The organism is Mycobacterium sp. IS-1742, assembly GCF_001500125.1.
GTDB lineage: Bacteria > Actinomycetota > Actinomycetes > Mycobacteriales > Mycobacteriaceae > Mycobacterium.
Map to the genome: position 1 here is coordinate 38,388 of NZ_LQIV01000004.1, position 15,001 is coordinate 53,388.

The following is a 15,001-nucleotide window of genomic DNA, read 5'->3' on the forward strand; positions in this document are numbered from 1 at the left end:
TCAGGGCCGCGCGGCCGGCACGGCAGGGGCGGTCGTGCGATGCGGTGCGGGTTGGCGAACGGGAACCGCGACCGTGAAGACCGCCCCGCCGCCGGGTCCGCCGCTGTCGGCCGTGATGGTGCCGCCGTGGGCCTCGACGAGGGCCTTCGCGATCGCCAAACCGATTCCCGCGCCGCCGTTCTCGCGGGCCCTGGCGGAATCGGCCCGGTAGAACCGCTCGAAGATGTGGGGCAGATGCTCGGCGGCGATACCTCCACCGTTGTCGGACACGCGGATCACGACGGAGCCCCCGTCACGCCGGGCGGCGACCTCGACATGTCCTCCGGTTGGGGTGTGGCGCAACGCGTTGTCGAGCAGATTTCCCAGCACCTGGCTCAGGCGCAGCTCGTCGCCCCAGAGTCGAGGCAGGTCGACATCCACTGCGGTCGTGAGCTCCACGCCCTTTCGGGAGTAGCCGGGCTGAGCGGCCGCGACGCAACGCCGTACCAGCGGCGCGGTGTCGATCATCGTGCACTCCAACGATGCCGAACTCTCCTCGGCTCGTGCCAGCGCCGCGAAATCGTTGGCGAACCTGACGAGGCGTTCGGTCTGGTCGCGCAGCATGGCGGCGGTCTGCGGTGTCAGGCTGCGGACCCCGTCCTCGATCGCCTCGACGTAGGCCTCCAGCACGGCGACCGGTGTGCGGATCTCGTGCGCGAGGTCGCTGAACAGGCGGCGACGAGTGGCCTCGATGGACTGCAGTTGCGACGCCATCTGGTTGAACGCGTTCGCAAGTGCGTCGAAGTCCTCACCGAGGTGGGGCGGTGAGACGCGGATGTCGTACCTCCCGTCTGCGACCGCGGTGGCCGCCGAGGCGACCTCGGTGACCGACCGCTGGAGTCGGCGGCTCAGATACCAACTGACGGCCAATGCCGCAAGGGCCGAGACTGCGAGCGCACCGCTGATGGAGAGGGCGGTGGCGTATCCATAGGCTTCCTCGGCGTGCATCTCCTCCAGCGAGTTCGCCGGTACGCCCGCCTGGTGGAGGTGGTCGCGGAACAGGGGTGGCCCGACGATCGCGGCGGCCATCGACGTGGTGGCGGCGCCGACCGCGAGGACGAGGGCCTGTGCGGCGAACAGGCGCGCGCCGATGCCCGGGCGTCGCCGTACGCGTCCCGTACGCGGTCGGCCGGTCACCGGGCGGGTCCCATCCGGTAGCCCACACCCCGGACGGTGACGATGAACCGGGGGTTGGCGGCGTCGTCGCCGAGCTTGCGCCGCAGATGGCCGACGTGGACGTCGACGAGGTGCTCGTTGCCCACCCACGGTCCCTCGCGCACGAGCTCGAGGAGCTGGCGGCGACTGAGTACCACCCCGGGTCGCGCGGACAACGCGTCGAGAAGGTCGAACTCCGTGCGCGTCAACAGGATCGCCTCACCGTCCACGCTGACCTCACGTGCCGCCACGTCGATGCTCAGCGGGCCGAGGATCCGCGGTGCCGGCCTGTCTGCGGGCGACGCGACGCCCGCGCCGGGAAGGGTGCGCGGTCGCCGGAGCATGGCTCGGATGCGGGCGACGAGTTCCCGGGGGCTGAACGGTTTCGTGACGTAGTCGTCCGCACCCACGGTCAACCCCAGGACCGTGTCGATCTCCGCGTTGCGGGCGGTGAGCATCACCACGTAGGCGTCGGAGAACGTGCGCAGCTGGCGGCACACCTCCAGGCCGTCGATTCCGGGCAGTCCGACGTCCAGGATGACCACGTCGGGGTCGAGACCGCGGGCGACGGCGATGGCGTCGGCGCCGTTGCCGACGACGGAGGCCTCGAACTGCTCGCGCTCCAGGTAACTGGCCACCACCTCGGCCAGCGCAGTCTCGTCGTCGACCACCAGAGCGCGGTAGCCGGGCCGACGGGCCGTTGATCCGGTCGACTGTTCCATGCGTCTCATGGTGCCCGCTGTGTCGGCGGGTGGACCACACACCGAGCGGACGTCAGGGTGGCGGCGCCGGGCGCATCGATTCGAGGTAGTACGTCTCGCGCCCGGTGGGGAAACCGCCGCCGTTGGTGGCGATGTGGACGTGGTCGTAGTGATTGGCCGTCTCGTTGCCGTAGTCCGCCGTCCAGCTCGGCGCGCCGATACCGGGGTAGAAGCCCTGCCGCCAGATGACGTGCAGCACGCCCCACCGGCGGGCGTTGGCCAACGCCAGCCCGGCGATCTGATTGCCGAGTTCGATGCCCTCGTCACTACCGTGGTTGGGGATCATCACATCGATGGCCAACCCGTTCGGGTGCCACTTCAGCGGATCCTGGCGATATCCGCCGATCGTCTTGATCTCGGGGAACATCACGCTGATGGCGCGGGCCGCCCAGATCGTCTTCACCTGCAGCCCGCCCTCCGGCGCGACACCGCTGGGCAGCTCGAACTTGAAGTCCCGCGCGGCCACGGGCGCGCTGGCCGCCAGGAGTTCGGCCTCGGCGGGGCGCGCGACGGACAGCGGGGCCTCGGGCACGTCGGTCGGGGCGGCCGCGGCGGGGGGAGCCTCGGCGGCGACCGCGGGGGCATCGGTGTCCTGGGCGTAGACCATCCCCGCGGAGACGACCAGCGAGGCGACGAGCGCCATCCAGCGGCCCGTGCCCTTCGCTGAGATCCTCCACCCCATGCGCAGCACTCTAGAGTTCCAAGCGGTGCGGCACGGGGATTCCGCGCCGATTCGGCGAATCGAAATATTCGATCATGAATGCAGGTAGTCCTACGCATCCGCGCACACGCTCGGCGGGGGAAGCTGTGGTCATGCCGGAACTCGACATGCGTCCCTCCGAGGACACCGCGCGACGCCGCGACCGGGCTGTGGACGTCGCCCGCCTCGCGGCCCTGGTGGTCGTGATGTTCGGCCACTGCGCGCTGTTGCTGGGCACCATCGACTCCGGTGGAGTGCGGATCGGCAACCTGTTGGGCGAGGTGCCCGCGATCGCCCCCGTCACCTGGGTCGTGCAGGTGATGCCGCTGTTCTTCCTGGCGGGTGGGGCTGCCGGCGCCTACGGGTGGCACCCCGGTACGGCGTGGGGTGCGTGGCTGTTCACCAGGGCGCAGCGGCTGTGCCGGCCGGTGTTCTGGTATCTGGCGGCGTGGGTGGCCGGCCTGCTCGTGGTGCGCGTGCTCCTGGGCGCGAAGTCGGCGGACGCGCTCGGCCGCGAGAGCGTCGCGCTGCTGTGGTTCCTGGGCGTGTATATCATCGCGCTGGCCTTCGTGCCGGTGTTGACCCGTCTGCGAACGGGCGCCTCGGTCACGCTGGTGGTCACCGCGCTGCTCGCCGCCGCATGGGTTGTCGACGGCGTCCGGTCCGCCGTCGGCACCCCCGAGGCCGGCTTGCTCAACTTCCTCGTGGTCTGGCTGATTCCGGTGGTGATCGGCGTGGCCTACGCGCGCCGGTCGATCAGCGTGCCCGCCGCGTTCGCCGGCGCGGTCGCCGCCTTCGCCGCACAGTGTGTCCTCGCCGCCAGCGGCGTGTATGAGGTCGCGCTGGTGGTGACCGGCGTCGAGCAGGTGTCGAACACCTCACCGCCCACGCTGCTGCTCGGCCTGCACTGCACGTGGATGTCGTGCGCCTTCGTGGTCGTGGCGGCGGCACTGCGCCGGTGGGCGGCGCGGCCGCGGGTCTGGCACGTCGTGGCGGTGGGCAACGCCGGAGCCATGACGCTCTACCTGTGGCACATCCCCGCGATCGCGATCTCCGCGTTCTCGCTGCATGCCGTCGGCCTGGACGCCTACGACGTGGATGCGCCGCACTTCTGGGGGCTGCTCGCGCTACGGGCGGTCGTGTTCGCCGGCGTCATGGCCCTGCTGTTCCGGCTGCTCGCCCCGTTGGAGCACCGCCCGCTCCCGTGGTGGGACGATCCGGCGGGCGCCGCCGGCGCCCGGGCGGCCTGCGCGGGCGTACTGGTCTGCGTCGCAGGGGTGGCCGCGGTGCTGATGGCCAAGCAGGGGCTGGCCGGTGCAGGCGGATGGACCGCGCTCGGCGGTTTCCTCGTCGCGGCGGTGGCCGCCCGGGTGTGCGCCGGTTCCGCCGTCGGGAATCACGATCGGGTGGAACCGGGAGCCCGCGGGTGGCGGTGACCGACGGCGACCACTGGAACCGCCGATACGCCGAACTGGGTCCCACGGCGGCCGCGTCGGTCGGACCGCCGACACTGTTCGCCGCGCACGCAGATCTCTTCCCGACTGCGGGGTCCGCGCTCGACGTCGCGTGCGGGCAGGGTCGCACCGCGGTGTGGCTCGCCCAGCGCGGCCTGACCGTCCTCGGATGTGACATCTCCGCGGTCGCGATCGAACACGCCAGGGCCGCCGCGCGTCAGCACCGTGTGGCCGACCGCTGCCGGTTCGAGGTGGGGGACCTCGACGGCGGGCTCCCCCCGGGGCCACCCGTCGACGTCGTGGTCTGCCACCTGTTCCGCGACGAGCGGCTGGACCGGGCGCTGGTGGCACGCCTGAGGCCCGGTGGGCTACTCGCCATCGCCGCGCTGAGCGAGGTCGGCGCGGCCCCGGGGCGCTACCGGGTCGCACCCGGTGCGCTCACCGGCGCGTTCGCCGACCTGCAGATCCTCGCGGCCGACGAACGATCGGGTACGGCGTGGTTGCTGGGCCGCCGGAGCGCGCCATATTGAGATTCGCCGCGCGTGGGTAGTCAGCCCGTATGTCTGAGACTTTGGCGACGCTGCCGTCCGCTGTGCGTTCGACCGTCTCCGGGGTGCTCGGCGACCCGCTGCGGCTGTTCGCCGAGCCCGGCCCGGTGTACGAGGCCGACGTGACCTTCGACGACGACGCACGGACACCCGGGCTCACGCATTTGTTGCGCCCCGGACGGCGGTACACGACCTTCGTCCGTGTCGCGCCGAGGAGTACCGACGCCGTGGTGCGCACGGTCTGTGTCAAGTTCCCCGACGCCTACGGACCGGGAAGCGATCAGGACTTCCTGTTCGCGTCCTCCGGTGACGGCGCCCCGCTGCACCACTTCACCTTCCCGCGATCGCGCGCCGACGACCAGCTCTACTCCTCGCTGTGGCTCTACCTCGCCGGCGTGCGTCCGGTCGTCTTCGGCGCCGCCGCCGCGGCCGGTTCGCGCTCGGGGGTACTCGGTCGCGGCGATCGGCTCGACTTCCTCGTCGGCGGCGTGATCGGCCGCTTCCACCGGGTGGGCGACATCCAGCTCGGCAACGAGATCCCGCAGGCGTCGGTGTCTTTCGCGGCGAGCAACAGCGGGGGAGGTCTGCGGCCCCTGCCGCCGGCGATGTTCTACCGCGGCTGAACGCCGGCGCAGGGGATGGGGCACGATGTCGGTGATGAGCGGGTTACGCGTGCTGACCGGGTTGGGCCTCACCGCTGTGCTGCTGGCGGCGGGTTGCGCCGACGCCCACGATGCCGTCGCGGCGCCGGACGCGCAGTCGGAACTCCGCATATCGGTCCTCGGCGAAATACCCCACGACACCTCGGCATTCACCCAGGGTCTGGAGTTCGACGGCGCCGCACTGTTCGAGACCACCGGGCTCGTCGGGCAGTCACAGCTGCGGGAACTCGACCCCGCCACCGGCGCGGTCCGCCGTTCGACGCCGCTTCCCGGTGCGTACTTCGGTGAGGGCATGACCGCGGTGGGCGATCGCATCTGGCAGGTCACCTATCGCGATGGTGTTGCGATCGAATGGGACACAACGACTTTGAGACCTACCCGTGAGGTACGCATCGACGGCGAGGGGTGGGGTGTCTGCTTCGATGGTGACCGGATCGTCCGCAGCGACGGCACCGACCGGCTGCGGTTCGTCGCACCCGCGGATTTCGCCGAGACCGGCGGCGTCACCGTCACCCGATCCGACGGTGCGGCGGTCACCGGTCTCAACGAGCTCGAATGCGTTGACGGCCAGGTGTGGGCGAATGTGTGGCCCACCGACGAGATCATCCGGATCGACCCGGGCACCGGCGCGGTGACCGCCTCGGCGGACGCTTCGGCGCTACGTGGAGCAGAGTCAGATGCCAACGTGCTCAACGGAATTGCGTACGCCGGCAACGGGGAGTATCTGATCACCGGCAAGAACTGGTCGACGATGTACCGGGTTCGCTTCGACCCGGCGGCCGACTGACATGTGACCAAGGTCACTAATTGGTCTCGATCTGCGACACGACGGCGTGAGGTCCCGGCGAACGGCCGTGCGCACGTGAGACTTTTCGCATGCGGGTTGAGGAAACCATGTGGGATGTGCTGCTCCCGAAGGACGTTGACGATCGCTGCGGGTACTCACCGCGCGCTGCGCTGGCCGAGTTGGTGGCCAAGCGACTGCCGTCGTACAAACGTCTGCTGCGGGTGGTGACGTGGTCACCGGACGCGGGTCATCTCTTCCGGCCGACGCCGAACTTCCGCCGGTATGCGGTGTGCTACGAGGTCGAACTCGCGACCTGAAGACCTCGGGTCAGCCGGCCCACGAAACGGGTTGGCGCCGACGCGTGACCCGGTCGAGTCGGGCGCGAGCCGAGTCGACACTGTCGGCGAGCGGCAGTTCTCCCTGCGGGTCGCAGATCCGCAGCAGTCGGCGCACCTCTCCGCCCGGCACGATCACCCAGTCGACGTCGATCCGGGTGCAGCTGACGCTCATGTAGTGCAGCGCGCTGAAACCCTGCGAGCCGAAGAAGGTGACCCGGGTGAGATCGACGATGAGCTGTGTCGCCGAGGCGGTGTGCCGCTCGACGTAGCGCCCGAGGTCGCGCCCGTTGGTGGCGTCGATCTCTCCGACCGCGGTGATCACCGAGAGGACCGGAGAGGGTGACGTGATCGAGAAGACTGCGCGCCCACGCTGCTGTGGCGCTTCGGCTGCCGAGGGGTCGGGACGGAAGACCCGGATGGTTCCGACGTCAATCATGAGTGGAACTCCCTCGATTGTGTTGCCCCGACGGGTTGTGCGGCCACCCGGCATGCCCTGCGCGGATGACCTTGCCGCTGGCTGCTCTCCTCAACCTGTGACGCAGATTACTACGGAATGCGTCGTATTACTACAAGCTTAAGGAGGTTCTCAGGTGCGCCTCTACCTGCAGTTTTGCCCGAGCGTCGCGCACCGGGTGGACGAATTTGCTGTGATCGCGGCTTCGCCACGACTGATTACGTAGTTCTTCGGTCCGGGTGGTTCGCAACGGCACTGAAGCCGGTTCGGAGGAGTAGAGTGAACGACATCCCGTTCGGGAGGCGTCACCGTTTAGTTCAAAGCGGACCGCTGTAGGCGGAAGTCCGATCGAGCCAACGGTCTCATTCCCGCCGTTTTCCCGCTGTCAGGTGAAACACCCTCGGCGGCAGCAGCTCCGCCGCCTCCCGGATAAGCAGGCACGCGTCGCCTTAGTTGGCGTTGTCTTCGCGTCCGCACCGAGTCCGGAAGGACCCGCGATGACGATCATTGATGACACACCCCAGATGACGGTCAGAAGGCCGTCGACCCGTACCCAGGACGATTACTCCGACGTTCCCGACATGTTCCGGCTCCTGGCGGTCCTGTCCGCAGGCGCCCCGGAGCACGACCGGCAGCGCGAACGCATCGTGACGCGATGCCTGCCGCTGGCCGACCACATCGCGTTCCGCTATCACCGCAAGGGCGAGAACCTCGACGATCTCGTGCAGATCGCGCGGGTGGGACTGATGCATGCGGTCAACCGCTTCGACCCGGAGAACGGCGCCAACTTCCTGTCGTTCGCCGTACCCACGATGCTCGGTGAGATCAGGCGCCACTTCCGGGACAACGGATGGGCGATGCACGTCCCGCGACGGCTCAAGGACCTGCACGTGCAGATCACCCGGGCCACCCCGCGCCTGACGCAGTCGCTCGGTCGTGCGCCGACTGCCACCGATCTGGCCGCCGAGCTGGGGGCCGACCGTCAGGAAGTCGTGGAGTGCCTGGTGGCCGGCGATGCCTACAGCCTGCGTTCGATCGACAGTCCCATCTCGTCTGCGGACGACACCACCCGTTCGCTCGCCGACACCCTCGGCGAGGTCGACGCCGACATGGAGCACATCACCGATCGCGAATCGCTTCGTCCACTGCTGGCGGCGCTCAGCGAACGCGAGCGGACCGTGATCAGTCTGAGGTTCTTCGCCTCGATGACGCAGACGCAGATCGCCGAGCGCATCGGTGTGTCGCAGATGCAGGTCTCCCGCATCCTCGCCAAGACGCTGCAGCAGTTGCGGGACGGGATGAGCTGACGCCCGGGTCAGTGGACGGTGCGCTCCCGTACGGCGATCGCGATCTCGTTGCGACGCCGGAAGGGTAGCGTCCACGGCGGATCGTAGAACCACGCCGCCGGCTCGCCGACGGGCTCGAAATCACTGTTGCGCAGTGCATTTCGCAGTTCCTCGGTGCGCCGGGCGACGGCTTCCGGCCCGCGGTCGCCGGTGAAGGTGAGGACCGCGACCGTTTCGGCGGGCACCACAGTCAACCGCACGCGTTGGTCGTTCGGGGTGGGGAGGGTGTCCATCGTCCACTTCGACGGCATGAAGAACCGGATCGTCCACTCGCCTGCCGACCCCGCAGACTGCGCCACCGGGGCCGTCATGGCGATGGTGGTGCCGCGCTGTTGGGCGACGGGCGCCGTCATCGCGATCTCGGAGTCGCGACGGTTGCCCCCGAAGATGTAGCCGGCAAGGCGGCGGAAACCTTCGTTGCGGGAGGCTTCCTCGTCGGCCGAAACCGTGGTCTCCGCGGCGATGCGCTCGTCGTAACGACGGACCTCGACCGACGCCGAGAGACGCTGCGTCGTGTGCGCGGGTTCCTCGGTGCCGTGCCGGATTCCCACCAGAGCCCCCACGCCTTCGGCGACCTGGCCGGCGATCCGAAACGCTGAACCGAACATCGGGACCGTCCCTTCGTCGGAGGACGGTTAGCCGGTGGCCGTCGGCGGCAAACGGGGCCGTGCGGTCTGTCACGAACGCGACACCATCGGGGTGACGCAACAGGTTTGACACGTGATCACTTCTGGGAACAGAGGTCCCGACGCCTCGATGTGGGGCTGTGACCAGGAAGGATCAGCACGATGGCTGACGACAACAGCGGCAACACCGGACCCGAGGAAGCGGTCAAGGGCGCGGTCGAAGGGGTCAAGGGCAAGGCCAAGGAGGTCGCCGGCGCGGTGCTCGGCCGTGACGACCTCTACCGGGAGGGCCAGGCCCAGCAGGACAAGGCGGACGCCCAACGCGACGCCGCCAAGAAGGAGGCCGAAGCCGAGGCCGCACGCGGGTCGGCCAAGGTCGCCGAGGAGCGCCAGAAGTCGGAACAGACCGACAACTGACCGGCTCTCACGGACGTTCGGCCCGCACCGCGCACGGTGCGGGCCGTTCGCGTCCCCGGGTCACGGCAAGGCGGTGCGGGCGAGGTGACGGACCCGGTTCTTGTCCACCTTGCCGTTCGCCGTCAGTGGCAGAGCGTCGACGAACAGCACGCGGCGGGGCCGCTTGAACCCGCTGAGCCGGGCCCGGACGTGCTCGATGAGTCCGGATTCGGTGGGCTGTCTCCCGTCGGCTGCGACGACGACCGCGCACACCGCCTCACCCCAGTAGTCGTCCGGCACCCCGACCACGGCGGCCGATCGCACATCCGGGTGCCGGCTGAGTACGTCCTCCACCTCGCGGGAGGACACGTTCTCCCCGCCGGTGACGACGATGTCCTTGCGACGGTCCACCACGTAGAGCCCGCCGTCGGCGTCCACGCGTCCGACGTCCCCGGTGGCCAGCCACCCGTCGGCATCCACCGCGGGGCGGTCGGGCCAGTAGCCGGTGGCCACCTGATCGCCGCGGATCAGGATCTCCCCGTCGCCGCCGATCCGGACCTCGACATGCGGATGGGGCCGCCCCGCGCCGGCGAGGATCGCCGTCTGCCCGGCGAGTCCGCGCCGGTGGTCCTCGGGGCTGAGGAAGGTGACGTTGCCCCCGGTCTCGGTCATGCCGTAGCCCTGGTGGAAGTCGACGTCGAGGCGATCCAGCGCGGTGCGCAACAGGTCGGCCGGGATGGCGGCGGAGCCGTAGGCGATCGACCGCAGCGTCGGCAGCGTGACACCGGTGGCCTGCAGGTGGTCCAGCAGTGCGTGCAACATGGTCGGCGCCAGCGAACAGGCGGTCACCGCGTGCTCGTTGATGGTCGCTGCGATGGCCTCGGCCCGGAATTGCGCCGCGAGCACGACGGTCGCGGCGACGGCGTGCTGTACGAGCATGTTGTAGCCGGCGACGTGGCACATCGGGAACGGCAACAGATACACCCCACCACGGGGCACGGCGCGGCCGATGACCGATCCGCGCACCGCGGCCAGGATCGAACGGTGACTGTGCACAACACCTTTCGGGGTCCCGGTCGACCCGCTGGTGAACAGCAGCCAGGCCGGGTCGTCGGTGGTGCACCGCGCGTCGTCGACGGGGTCGGCGGATGCGGCGGTGAGCTCCGGTGAGTCGGCCGCCACCACGTGACGCACCGACGGGACCACCTCGGGGAGTTCGGTGAGTTCGCTCAGGTAGGCCCGATCACCGATGACCACGGTGGGTTCGGTGACGGTCAACTGTGGGTACCGCTCGGCGGCCTTCAACCGCTGGTTGATCAACGTCAGCACACGGCCTGCGCGCGGCACCCCGTAATACAACCGGGCGTAGGCGGTGCTGTTGTCGGCGATGACGGCGATGCGATCACCCGGGCGGCTGTGGGCCGCGACCCAGCCGGCGACCGAGCGGATCTCCCGGTCGAACCGGGCGTACGAGGTGACGGCACCGTCAGGTCCGATGACGGCCGGACGGTCCGGATCCGAGGCGGCCGCGGTCGTCACCAGGTCGTGCAGGAACACCGTCACCGGGGGACTCCGAGCGCGAGCACCGCCGCATCGTCTTCGACTCCTTCGCCCAGGTCGGCCAGCAGGCTCCGCAGTGTCTTGACGATTCCGGTCGCGGTGGTGGGCGCGTGCGCGCGGGCCAACTCCATCAGCGCGTCGTGGTCGTCGAAGCGCTCGGCGCCGCGGCCGATCCGGGCCTCGGTGACACCGTCGGTGTACATCACCAGCGTGTCACCGGCGCCGAGATGAACGCGCGCCGAGGCGAATCGGGCGTTGGCGAAGATCCCGACGGCCTGGCCGCCCTCGGTGTTGATCTTCTCGACGCTGCCGTCGGCCCGCAGGAGTAGCGCCGGCGGATGGCCACCGCTGGCCACGCGCACGTCGAAGCCGTCGTCACGGTGGATGAGCACCCCGAAGATCACGGTGCAGAAATGCGAACGGTCCGCGCCGAACTCGGTCAGCAGCACGGTGTCGAGGTTGTGCAGCACCGCGACCGGATCGTCGTCGAAGACGGCGGCGGCGCGCAGCGTGTAGCGGGTCAGCGATGCGACCGTCGCCGCGGTGACACCCTTGCCGCAGACGTCGCCCAGGAAGAACGCCGACCGGCCGTCGGCCAGCGGGAACAGATCGTAGAAGTCGCCGCCGACCTCGTCGTGCGATGCCGCGTGCAGGTGGGCGCAGGCCTGCAGACCCGCAGGCGGCAGGAGGGCGGGCGGCAGCAGCGACTGCTTGAGCGTCCGCGCCAGCGCGGTCGCTCTGGCGCGTTCCTGTTCGGCGCGCTGCCGCTCGGCCAGCAGTTCGCGCTCGTACGCCCGCCGGTCGCTCGCGTCCTGGAGTGCGAACCGGATCGTCGTCGGTTTCCCCGACGCGTCGGTGTGGACGTTCGCGGCGATCAGGGCGGGCAGCCGGGTCCCCGCGGTGGCGATGAGATCGACTGCCACGCCCTGTATTTCACCTGTCAGGTGCAGCAGGGGGGCGAAGTGGGTCTCGAAGTGGATCCGGCTCCCGACGGTCAGCAGTTCGGTGAACGGTGTGCCGATCAGCTCATCGCGGGAGCGGCCGAGCCAGCGGGCCAGCGTCTGGTTCACCGCGGTGATCCGCCGGTCGGGTCCCGTCGCGAACTGGCCGCACGGCGCGAGCTCGTAGAGGTCCTCGACGGAGGGCTCCGGTGCGGGTGCCGCACCCTCGGGATCGGTCACGTCGACCGGGCGAATGCCGCGATGGCCTCGGCGGTCTCCTGCGGGGCGCTCAGGTGAGGGCAGTGGCCGGTGGTGTCCAGGGTGACCAGGGTGCTGCCCGCGATGCGGCCGTGCACGAACGCGCCGACCCCCCGGGGGGCGATCGCGTCGTGGGCGCACTCGATGACCAACGTGGGCACACACACGCCGCCGAGATCGCCACGGTTGTCGGACAGGAACGTCGCGCGCGCGAAAACCCGGGCGCGCGTCGGGTCGGTGCGGCAGAAGCTCTCGGCCAGCTCTTCGGAGAGTTCGGGCTGATCCGGCGCCCCCATGATGGTCGGGGCCATGGCGCGGGACCACCCGAGGTAGTTGCTCTCCAGGGATTCGAGGAGTTCGTCGATGTCGGCCCGGGAGAAGCCGCCCCGGTAGTCGCCGTCGTCGACGTAACACGGTGAGGGGGTGAGCAGCACGAGTCTCGCGAACCGGGCGGGATCGGCGCAGACGGCGAGAACGCCCATCATCGCCGCGACCGAATGCCCGACGAACACGACGTCGTGCAGGTCGAGTTCGCGGACGAGTTCGAGGATGTCGTCGGTGTAGCCGCGCAGTGACGAGTACCGTTCGGCGTCCCAGGCGGCGGGGTCCGACGCACCCGAGCCCACGTGGTCGAACAGGACCACCCGGAATTCCGGAACCAACCGCGCGGTCACCAGACGCCACAGATTCTGGTCGCAACCGAATCCGTGCGCGAGCATGACTGTGGGTCCGTGGTCGGCCCCGACGATCCGGACGTTGTTCCGTGAGCGCACATCCATCGGGACGATCCTTTCATCCCCGGCCGGAGCAGGAGGCGCTCAGTGCGGAAATTTCAGCTACTGACGCTTTCCGCGGCAAGAGATCTGGCCCACCGGTAGTCGGCCTTGCCCGCGGGTGAACGGACGACCCTGTCGGTCCGGATGTAGACCTTGGGCAGCTTGTACCGGGCGATGGAACGGGAACACACCTCGGCGAGTTCCTCGTCGGTCGCCGACGCGCCCTCGGCGAACTGCACGACCGCCACGACCTCGCTGCCCCACCGTTCGGAGGGCCGACCGACCACCACGACGTCGTAGACCGCCGGATGCGCGGCGACCGCGCGTTCCACCTCCTCGGCGAAGATCTTCTCTCCGCCGGAGTTGATCGTGACCGAATCGCGGCCGAGAAGCTCGATTCGACCGTCGTCCAACACATTCGCCCGGTCACCCGGCACCGACCAGCGGACCCCGTCGATGGTGGGGAACGTCTTCGCGGTCTTGGCCGCGTCTCCGAGGTACCCGAGTGGGACGAGGTCACGGCGGGCCAGCCAACCCTGCCCCTCACCGGGTTGCAGCACCCGGGTGAAGTCGGCTGACACGACGGCGGTGTCGCTCTGCGGTGTGAACGTCGCGGCCTCGACCTCGGCGCCCGCACTGGCGTAGGTGCTCATCTGTGCGCCGGACTCCGAGGACCCCACCGCGTCCATGACGATGACGTGCGGGAGCGCGGCGAGGATGCGGTCCCGCACCGTCGGCGACAGCGGTGCGCCGCCGTTGGTCAGCGTCACCAGCCCGGAGAGGTCGTAGTCGCCCCGTTCGATCTCGTCGACGAGTGGGCGGGCGACCGCGTCGCCGACCATCGGGATGCTCAGCACCCGCTCGCGGGCGGCGACGCGGAGCGCGTCGTCGGGGTGGAGGCGGTCGACGTGGTCGGGGATGGCCAGCCGGCCGCCCATGGTCACCGCGTTGAAGGCGGCCCATTGCGCGGCGCCGTGCATGAAGGGCGGGATCATCAACAGGCCCATCGCGCCCGCGCCGGCGCGCGCCCGCTCCGCGAGTTCGTCATACGAGGTCATGAACGTGTCGCTGCCGAACGGCCGCCCGCCCATCGAGGACAGGAAGATGTCGTGCTGGCGCCACAGCACACCCTTGGGCATGCCGGTCGTGCCGCCGGTGTAGAGGATGTAGAGATCGTCGCCGGTCGGCACGGGCATTCCCGCCGCGGGCGCAGACGTCGGGACGATGGTTTCGTAATCGACTGCGCCGGGCAGCAGTTCGTTGCCCGAGTCGTCGGCGACCTGGATCAGCACGCGCAGGTTCGGCAGCCGGTCCCGGACCGCGGCCACCTGGGGTGCGAACTCCGCCGCGTACACGAGCGCCTTCGCGTCGGCGTCGGTGAGCAGGTATCTGAGCTCTTCGTCGACGTAGCGGTAGTTCACGTTGAACGGCGCGACCCGCGCGCGGTAGCTGCCGATCATGGCCTCGAGATACTCGTTGCCGTTGCGCAGGTAGATCCCGAGATGGTCCTGACCGGATTCGTGGCCCTGCAGGCGGTCGCGTTCGGTGTGGCAGCCCAACCCGACCGACGTGAGGTAGTGCGCGACGCCGTCGATCCGGACATCGGCGTCGGCGTAGCTGAGCCTGCGGTCCCGCCACACCAGGAACGTGTTGTCCGGAACCGCTTCGGCGACCGTCTTGAACACGGTCGACAGATCGAAACAAACACCACCGTCGGTCATGGAGTTGACCATACAACCACGCGCTCTCCGTATGGTCGGAGGTCTCAGGCCGGGTGCAGCCCGCTGCCGGTCAGCACGGTCGGCTGCCATCCGCGCGCGCCGACGCACAGCAATGGCCTGCCGTCGGGGGCCTGGGCGGTCGACTGCGGTCCGGGGCACGGGGCGCCGATGTCCTGGACGCCGTGCAGAGCGTAGGTCGTCGTCCAGAAGCCGGTGTACACCGGCGGCCACTGGTTGGGGATCCACTTGCACTGCAGCGGCTCACCACCGCGGCCGCGGCCGAACACGTTGCGCTCCCAGCTGTAGCAGGGCGCCCCGAGCTTGGCCTCGTAACTCATCCCCGGTACGTCGGTGGGATACCGGCCCGGATCGTCGTGGAAGTCGTTGGAGGGATCTGCCACGGCGCCCGGCGCCAATCCGACAGCGGCACCCGCGATCGTCGCGGCGACGAAGAGTTCACGAAACATGTCCCACCCTCA

The 15,001-nt window shown here is 69.6% G+C and carries 17 protein-coding genes; 7 read left to right on the top strand and 10 right to left on the bottom strand.

The annotated features are described in order from the left end of the window. From AU196_RS03790 to AU196_RS03800, 3 genes are read right to left on the bottom strand one after another with little or no spacing between them, the layout of a single operon-like run. Entirely contained in the window at positions 1-1,176 is a 1,176-nt protein-coding gene (locus tag AU196_RS03790; protein WP_059093759.1) for a sensor histidine kinase, read from the bottom strand. Then, positions 1,173-1,925: a response regulator gene (locus AU196_RS03795; protein ID WP_059093760.1), complete on the bottom strand. Its 753-nt coding sequence runs from the start codon at positions 1,923-1,925 to the stop codon at positions 1,173-1,175. The genes AU196_RS03790 and AU196_RS03795 overlap by 4 nt, the downstream gene beginning before the upstream one ends. 43 nt (positions 1,926-1,968) lie before the next feature. Beyond that, entirely contained in the window at positions 1,969-2,637 is a 669-nt protein-coding gene (locus tag AU196_RS03800; RefSeq protein WP_059093861.1) for a VldE C-terminal domain-containing protein, read from the bottom strand. Positions 2,638-2,768: 131 nt separating this feature from the next. Between AU196_RS03800 and AU196_RS03805 the strand changes: the two genes are divergently transcribed. The 5 genes from AU196_RS03805 to AU196_RS03825 all read left to right on the top strand — a co-directional run bounded on the left by AU196_RS03805 (position 2,769) and on the right by AU196_RS03825 (position 6,423). Further along, entirely contained in the window at positions 2,769-4,091 is a 1,323-nt protein-coding gene (locus AU196_RS03805) for an acyltransferase family protein (RefSeq protein WP_059093862.1), read from the top strand. Then, the gene (locus tag AU196_RS03810) at positions 4,088-4,639 is read left to right on the top strand and encodes a class I SAM-dependent methyltransferase (RefSeq protein ID WP_059093863.1); all 552 of its coding nucleotides are present in this window, start codon (positions 4,088-4,090) and stop codon (positions 4,637-4,639) included. The genes AU196_RS03805 and AU196_RS03810 overlap by 4 nt, the downstream gene beginning before the upstream one ends. Before the next feature lie 29 nt (positions 4,640-4,668). Beyond that, positions 4,669-5,280, top strand: a complete 612-nt coding sequence (locus tag AU196_RS03815) for a hypothetical protein (RefSeq protein WP_059093761.1) — start codon at positions 4,669-4,671, stop codon at positions 5,278-5,280. Positions 5,281-5,305: 25 nt separating this feature from the next. Further along, positions 5,306-6,106, top strand: a complete 801-nt coding sequence (locus AU196_RS03820) for a glutaminyl-peptide cyclotransferase (protein WP_059093762.1) — start codon at positions 5,306-5,308, stop codon at positions 6,104-6,106. 89 nt (positions 6,107-6,195) lie between these two features. Next, complete coding sequence (locus tag AU196_RS03825; RefSeq protein ID WP_231737330.1) at positions 6,196-6,423, top strand: hypothetical protein; 228 nt, start codon at positions 6,196-6,198, stop codon at positions 6,421-6,423. Positions 6,424-6,433: 10 nt separating this feature from the next. On the opposite strand, the gene AU196_RS03830 is transcribed toward AU196_RS03825, so the two are convergent. Further along, the gene (locus AU196_RS03830) at positions 6,434-6,880 is read right to left on the bottom strand and encodes an STAS domain-containing protein (RefSeq protein WP_059093764.1); all 447 of its coding nucleotides are present in this window, start codon (positions 6,878-6,880) and stop codon (positions 6,434-6,436) included. A gap of 515 nt (positions 6,881-7,395) precedes the next feature. Here AU196_RS03830 and AU196_RS03835 point away from each other — a divergent pair. Continuing rightward, the gene (locus tag AU196_RS03835; protein ID WP_059093765.1) at positions 7,396-8,205 is read left to right on the top strand and encodes an RNA polymerase sigma factor SigF; all 810 of its coding nucleotides are present in this window, start codon (positions 7,396-7,398) and stop codon (positions 8,203-8,205) included. A gap of 8 nt (positions 8,206-8,213) precedes the next feature. On the opposite strand, the gene AU196_RS03840 is transcribed toward AU196_RS03835, so the two are convergent. After that, positions 8,214-8,852 carry an SOUL family heme-binding protein gene (locus tag AU196_RS03840; RefSeq protein ID WP_059093766.1) on the bottom strand — a complete coding sequence of 213 codons (639 nt, stop codon included), beginning with the start codon at positions 8,850-8,852 and terminating at the stop codon, positions 8,214-8,216. Between the two features lie 180 nt (positions 8,853-9,032). Here AU196_RS03840 and mbp1 point away from each other — a divergent pair, with 180 nt between their 5' ends. Further along, on the top strand, positions 9,033-9,287 hold the full coding sequence (gene mbp1, locus AU196_RS03845; protein WP_059093767.1) for a microaggregate-binding protein 1: 255 nt from the start codon (positions 9,033-9,035) through the stop codon (positions 9,285-9,287). A gap of 60 nt (positions 9,288-9,347) precedes the next feature. Here the strand turns inward: mbp1 and AU196_RS03850 are convergent, their stop codons facing one another. From AU196_RS03850 to AU196_RS03870, 5 genes are read right to left on the bottom strand one after another with little or no spacing between them, the layout of a single operon-like run. After that, a complete protein-coding gene (locus tag AU196_RS03850; RefSeq protein WP_059093864.1) occupies positions 9,348-10,823 on the bottom strand; it encodes an AMP-binding protein in 1,476 nt (491 codons plus the stop codon). A gap of 2 nt (positions 10,824-10,825) precedes the next feature. Next, the gene (locus tag AU196_RS03855; RefSeq protein ID WP_059093768.1) at positions 10,826-12,007 is read right to left on the bottom strand and encodes a PP2C family protein-serine/threonine phosphatase; all 1,182 of its coding nucleotides are present in this window, start codon (positions 12,005-12,007) and stop codon (positions 10,826-10,828) included. Beyond that, positions 12,004-12,804 (bottom strand): alpha/beta fold hydrolase, encoded by an 801-nt coding sequence (locus AU196_RS03860; RefSeq protein ID WP_059093769.1) that lies wholly within the window; start codon positions 12,802-12,804, stop codon positions 12,004-12,006. The genes AU196_RS03855 and AU196_RS03860 overlap by 4 nt, the downstream gene beginning before the upstream one ends. A 53-nt stretch (positions 12,805-12,857) precedes the next feature. Beyond that, a complete protein-coding gene (locus tag AU196_RS03865) occupies positions 12,858-14,534 on the bottom strand; it encodes an acyl-CoA synthetase (RefSeq protein ID WP_059093770.1) in 1,677 nt (558 codons plus the stop codon). Positions 14,535-14,566: 32 nt separating this feature from the next. Then, a complete protein-coding gene (locus AU196_RS03870; RefSeq protein ID WP_059093771.1) occupies positions 14,567-14,989 on the bottom strand; it encodes a hypothetical protein in 423 nt (140 codons plus the stop codon). Positions 14,990-15,001 lie beyond the last annotated feature (12 nt).

Bases quoted from the DNA above. Each gene is read 5' to 3' on its own strand.
- AU196_RS03795 (WP_059093760.1), bottom strand. From the start codon at position 1,925: ATGAGACGCATGGAACAGTCGACCGGATCAACGGCCCGTCGGCCCGGC.
- AU196_RS03800 (WP_059093861.1), bottom strand. From the start codon at position 2,637: ATGGGGTGGAGGATCTCAGCGAAGGGCACGGGCCGCTGGATGGCGCTC.
- AU196_RS03805 (WP_059093862.1), top strand. From the start codon at position 2,769: ATGCCGGAACTCGACATGCGTCCCTCCGAGGACACCGCGCGACGCCGC.
- AU196_RS03815 (WP_059093761.1), top strand. From the start codon at position 4,669: ATGTCTGAGACTTTGGCGACGCTGCCGTCCGCTGTGCGTTCGACCGTC.
- AU196_RS03820 (WP_059093762.1), top strand. From the start codon at position 5,306: ATGTCGGTGATGAGCGGGTTACGCGTGCTGACCGGGTTGGGCCTCACC.
- AU196_RS03825 (WP_231737330.1), top strand. From the start codon at position 6,196: ATGCGGGTTGAGGAAACCATGTGGGATGTGCTGCTCCCGAAGGACGTT.
- AU196_RS03830 (WP_059093764.1), bottom strand. From the start codon at position 6,880: ATGATTGACGTCGGAACCATCCGGGTCTTCCGTCCCGACCCCTCGGCA.
- AU196_RS03835 (WP_059093765.1), top strand. From the start codon at position 7,396: ATGACGATCATTGATGACACACCCCAGATGACGGTCAGAAGGCCGTCG.
- AU196_RS03840 (WP_059093766.1), bottom strand. From the start codon at position 8,852: ATGTTCGGTTCAGCGTTTCGGATCGCCGGCCAGGTCGCCGAAGGCGTG.
- mbp1 (WP_059093767.1), top strand. From the start codon at position 9,033: ATGGCTGACGACAACAGCGGCAACACCGGACCCGAGGAAGCGGTCAAG.
- AU196_RS03860 (WP_059093769.1), bottom strand. From the start codon at position 12,804: ATGGATGTGCGCTCACGGAACAACGTCCGGATCGTCGGGGCCGACCAC.
- AU196_RS03865 (WP_059093770.1), bottom strand. From the start codon at position 14,534: ATGGTCAACTCCATGACCGACGGTGGTGTTTGTTTCGATCTGTCGACC.
- AU196_RS03870 (WP_059093771.1), bottom strand. From the start codon at position 14,989: ATGTTTCGTGAACTCTTCGTCGCCGCGACGATCGCGGGTGCCGCTGTC.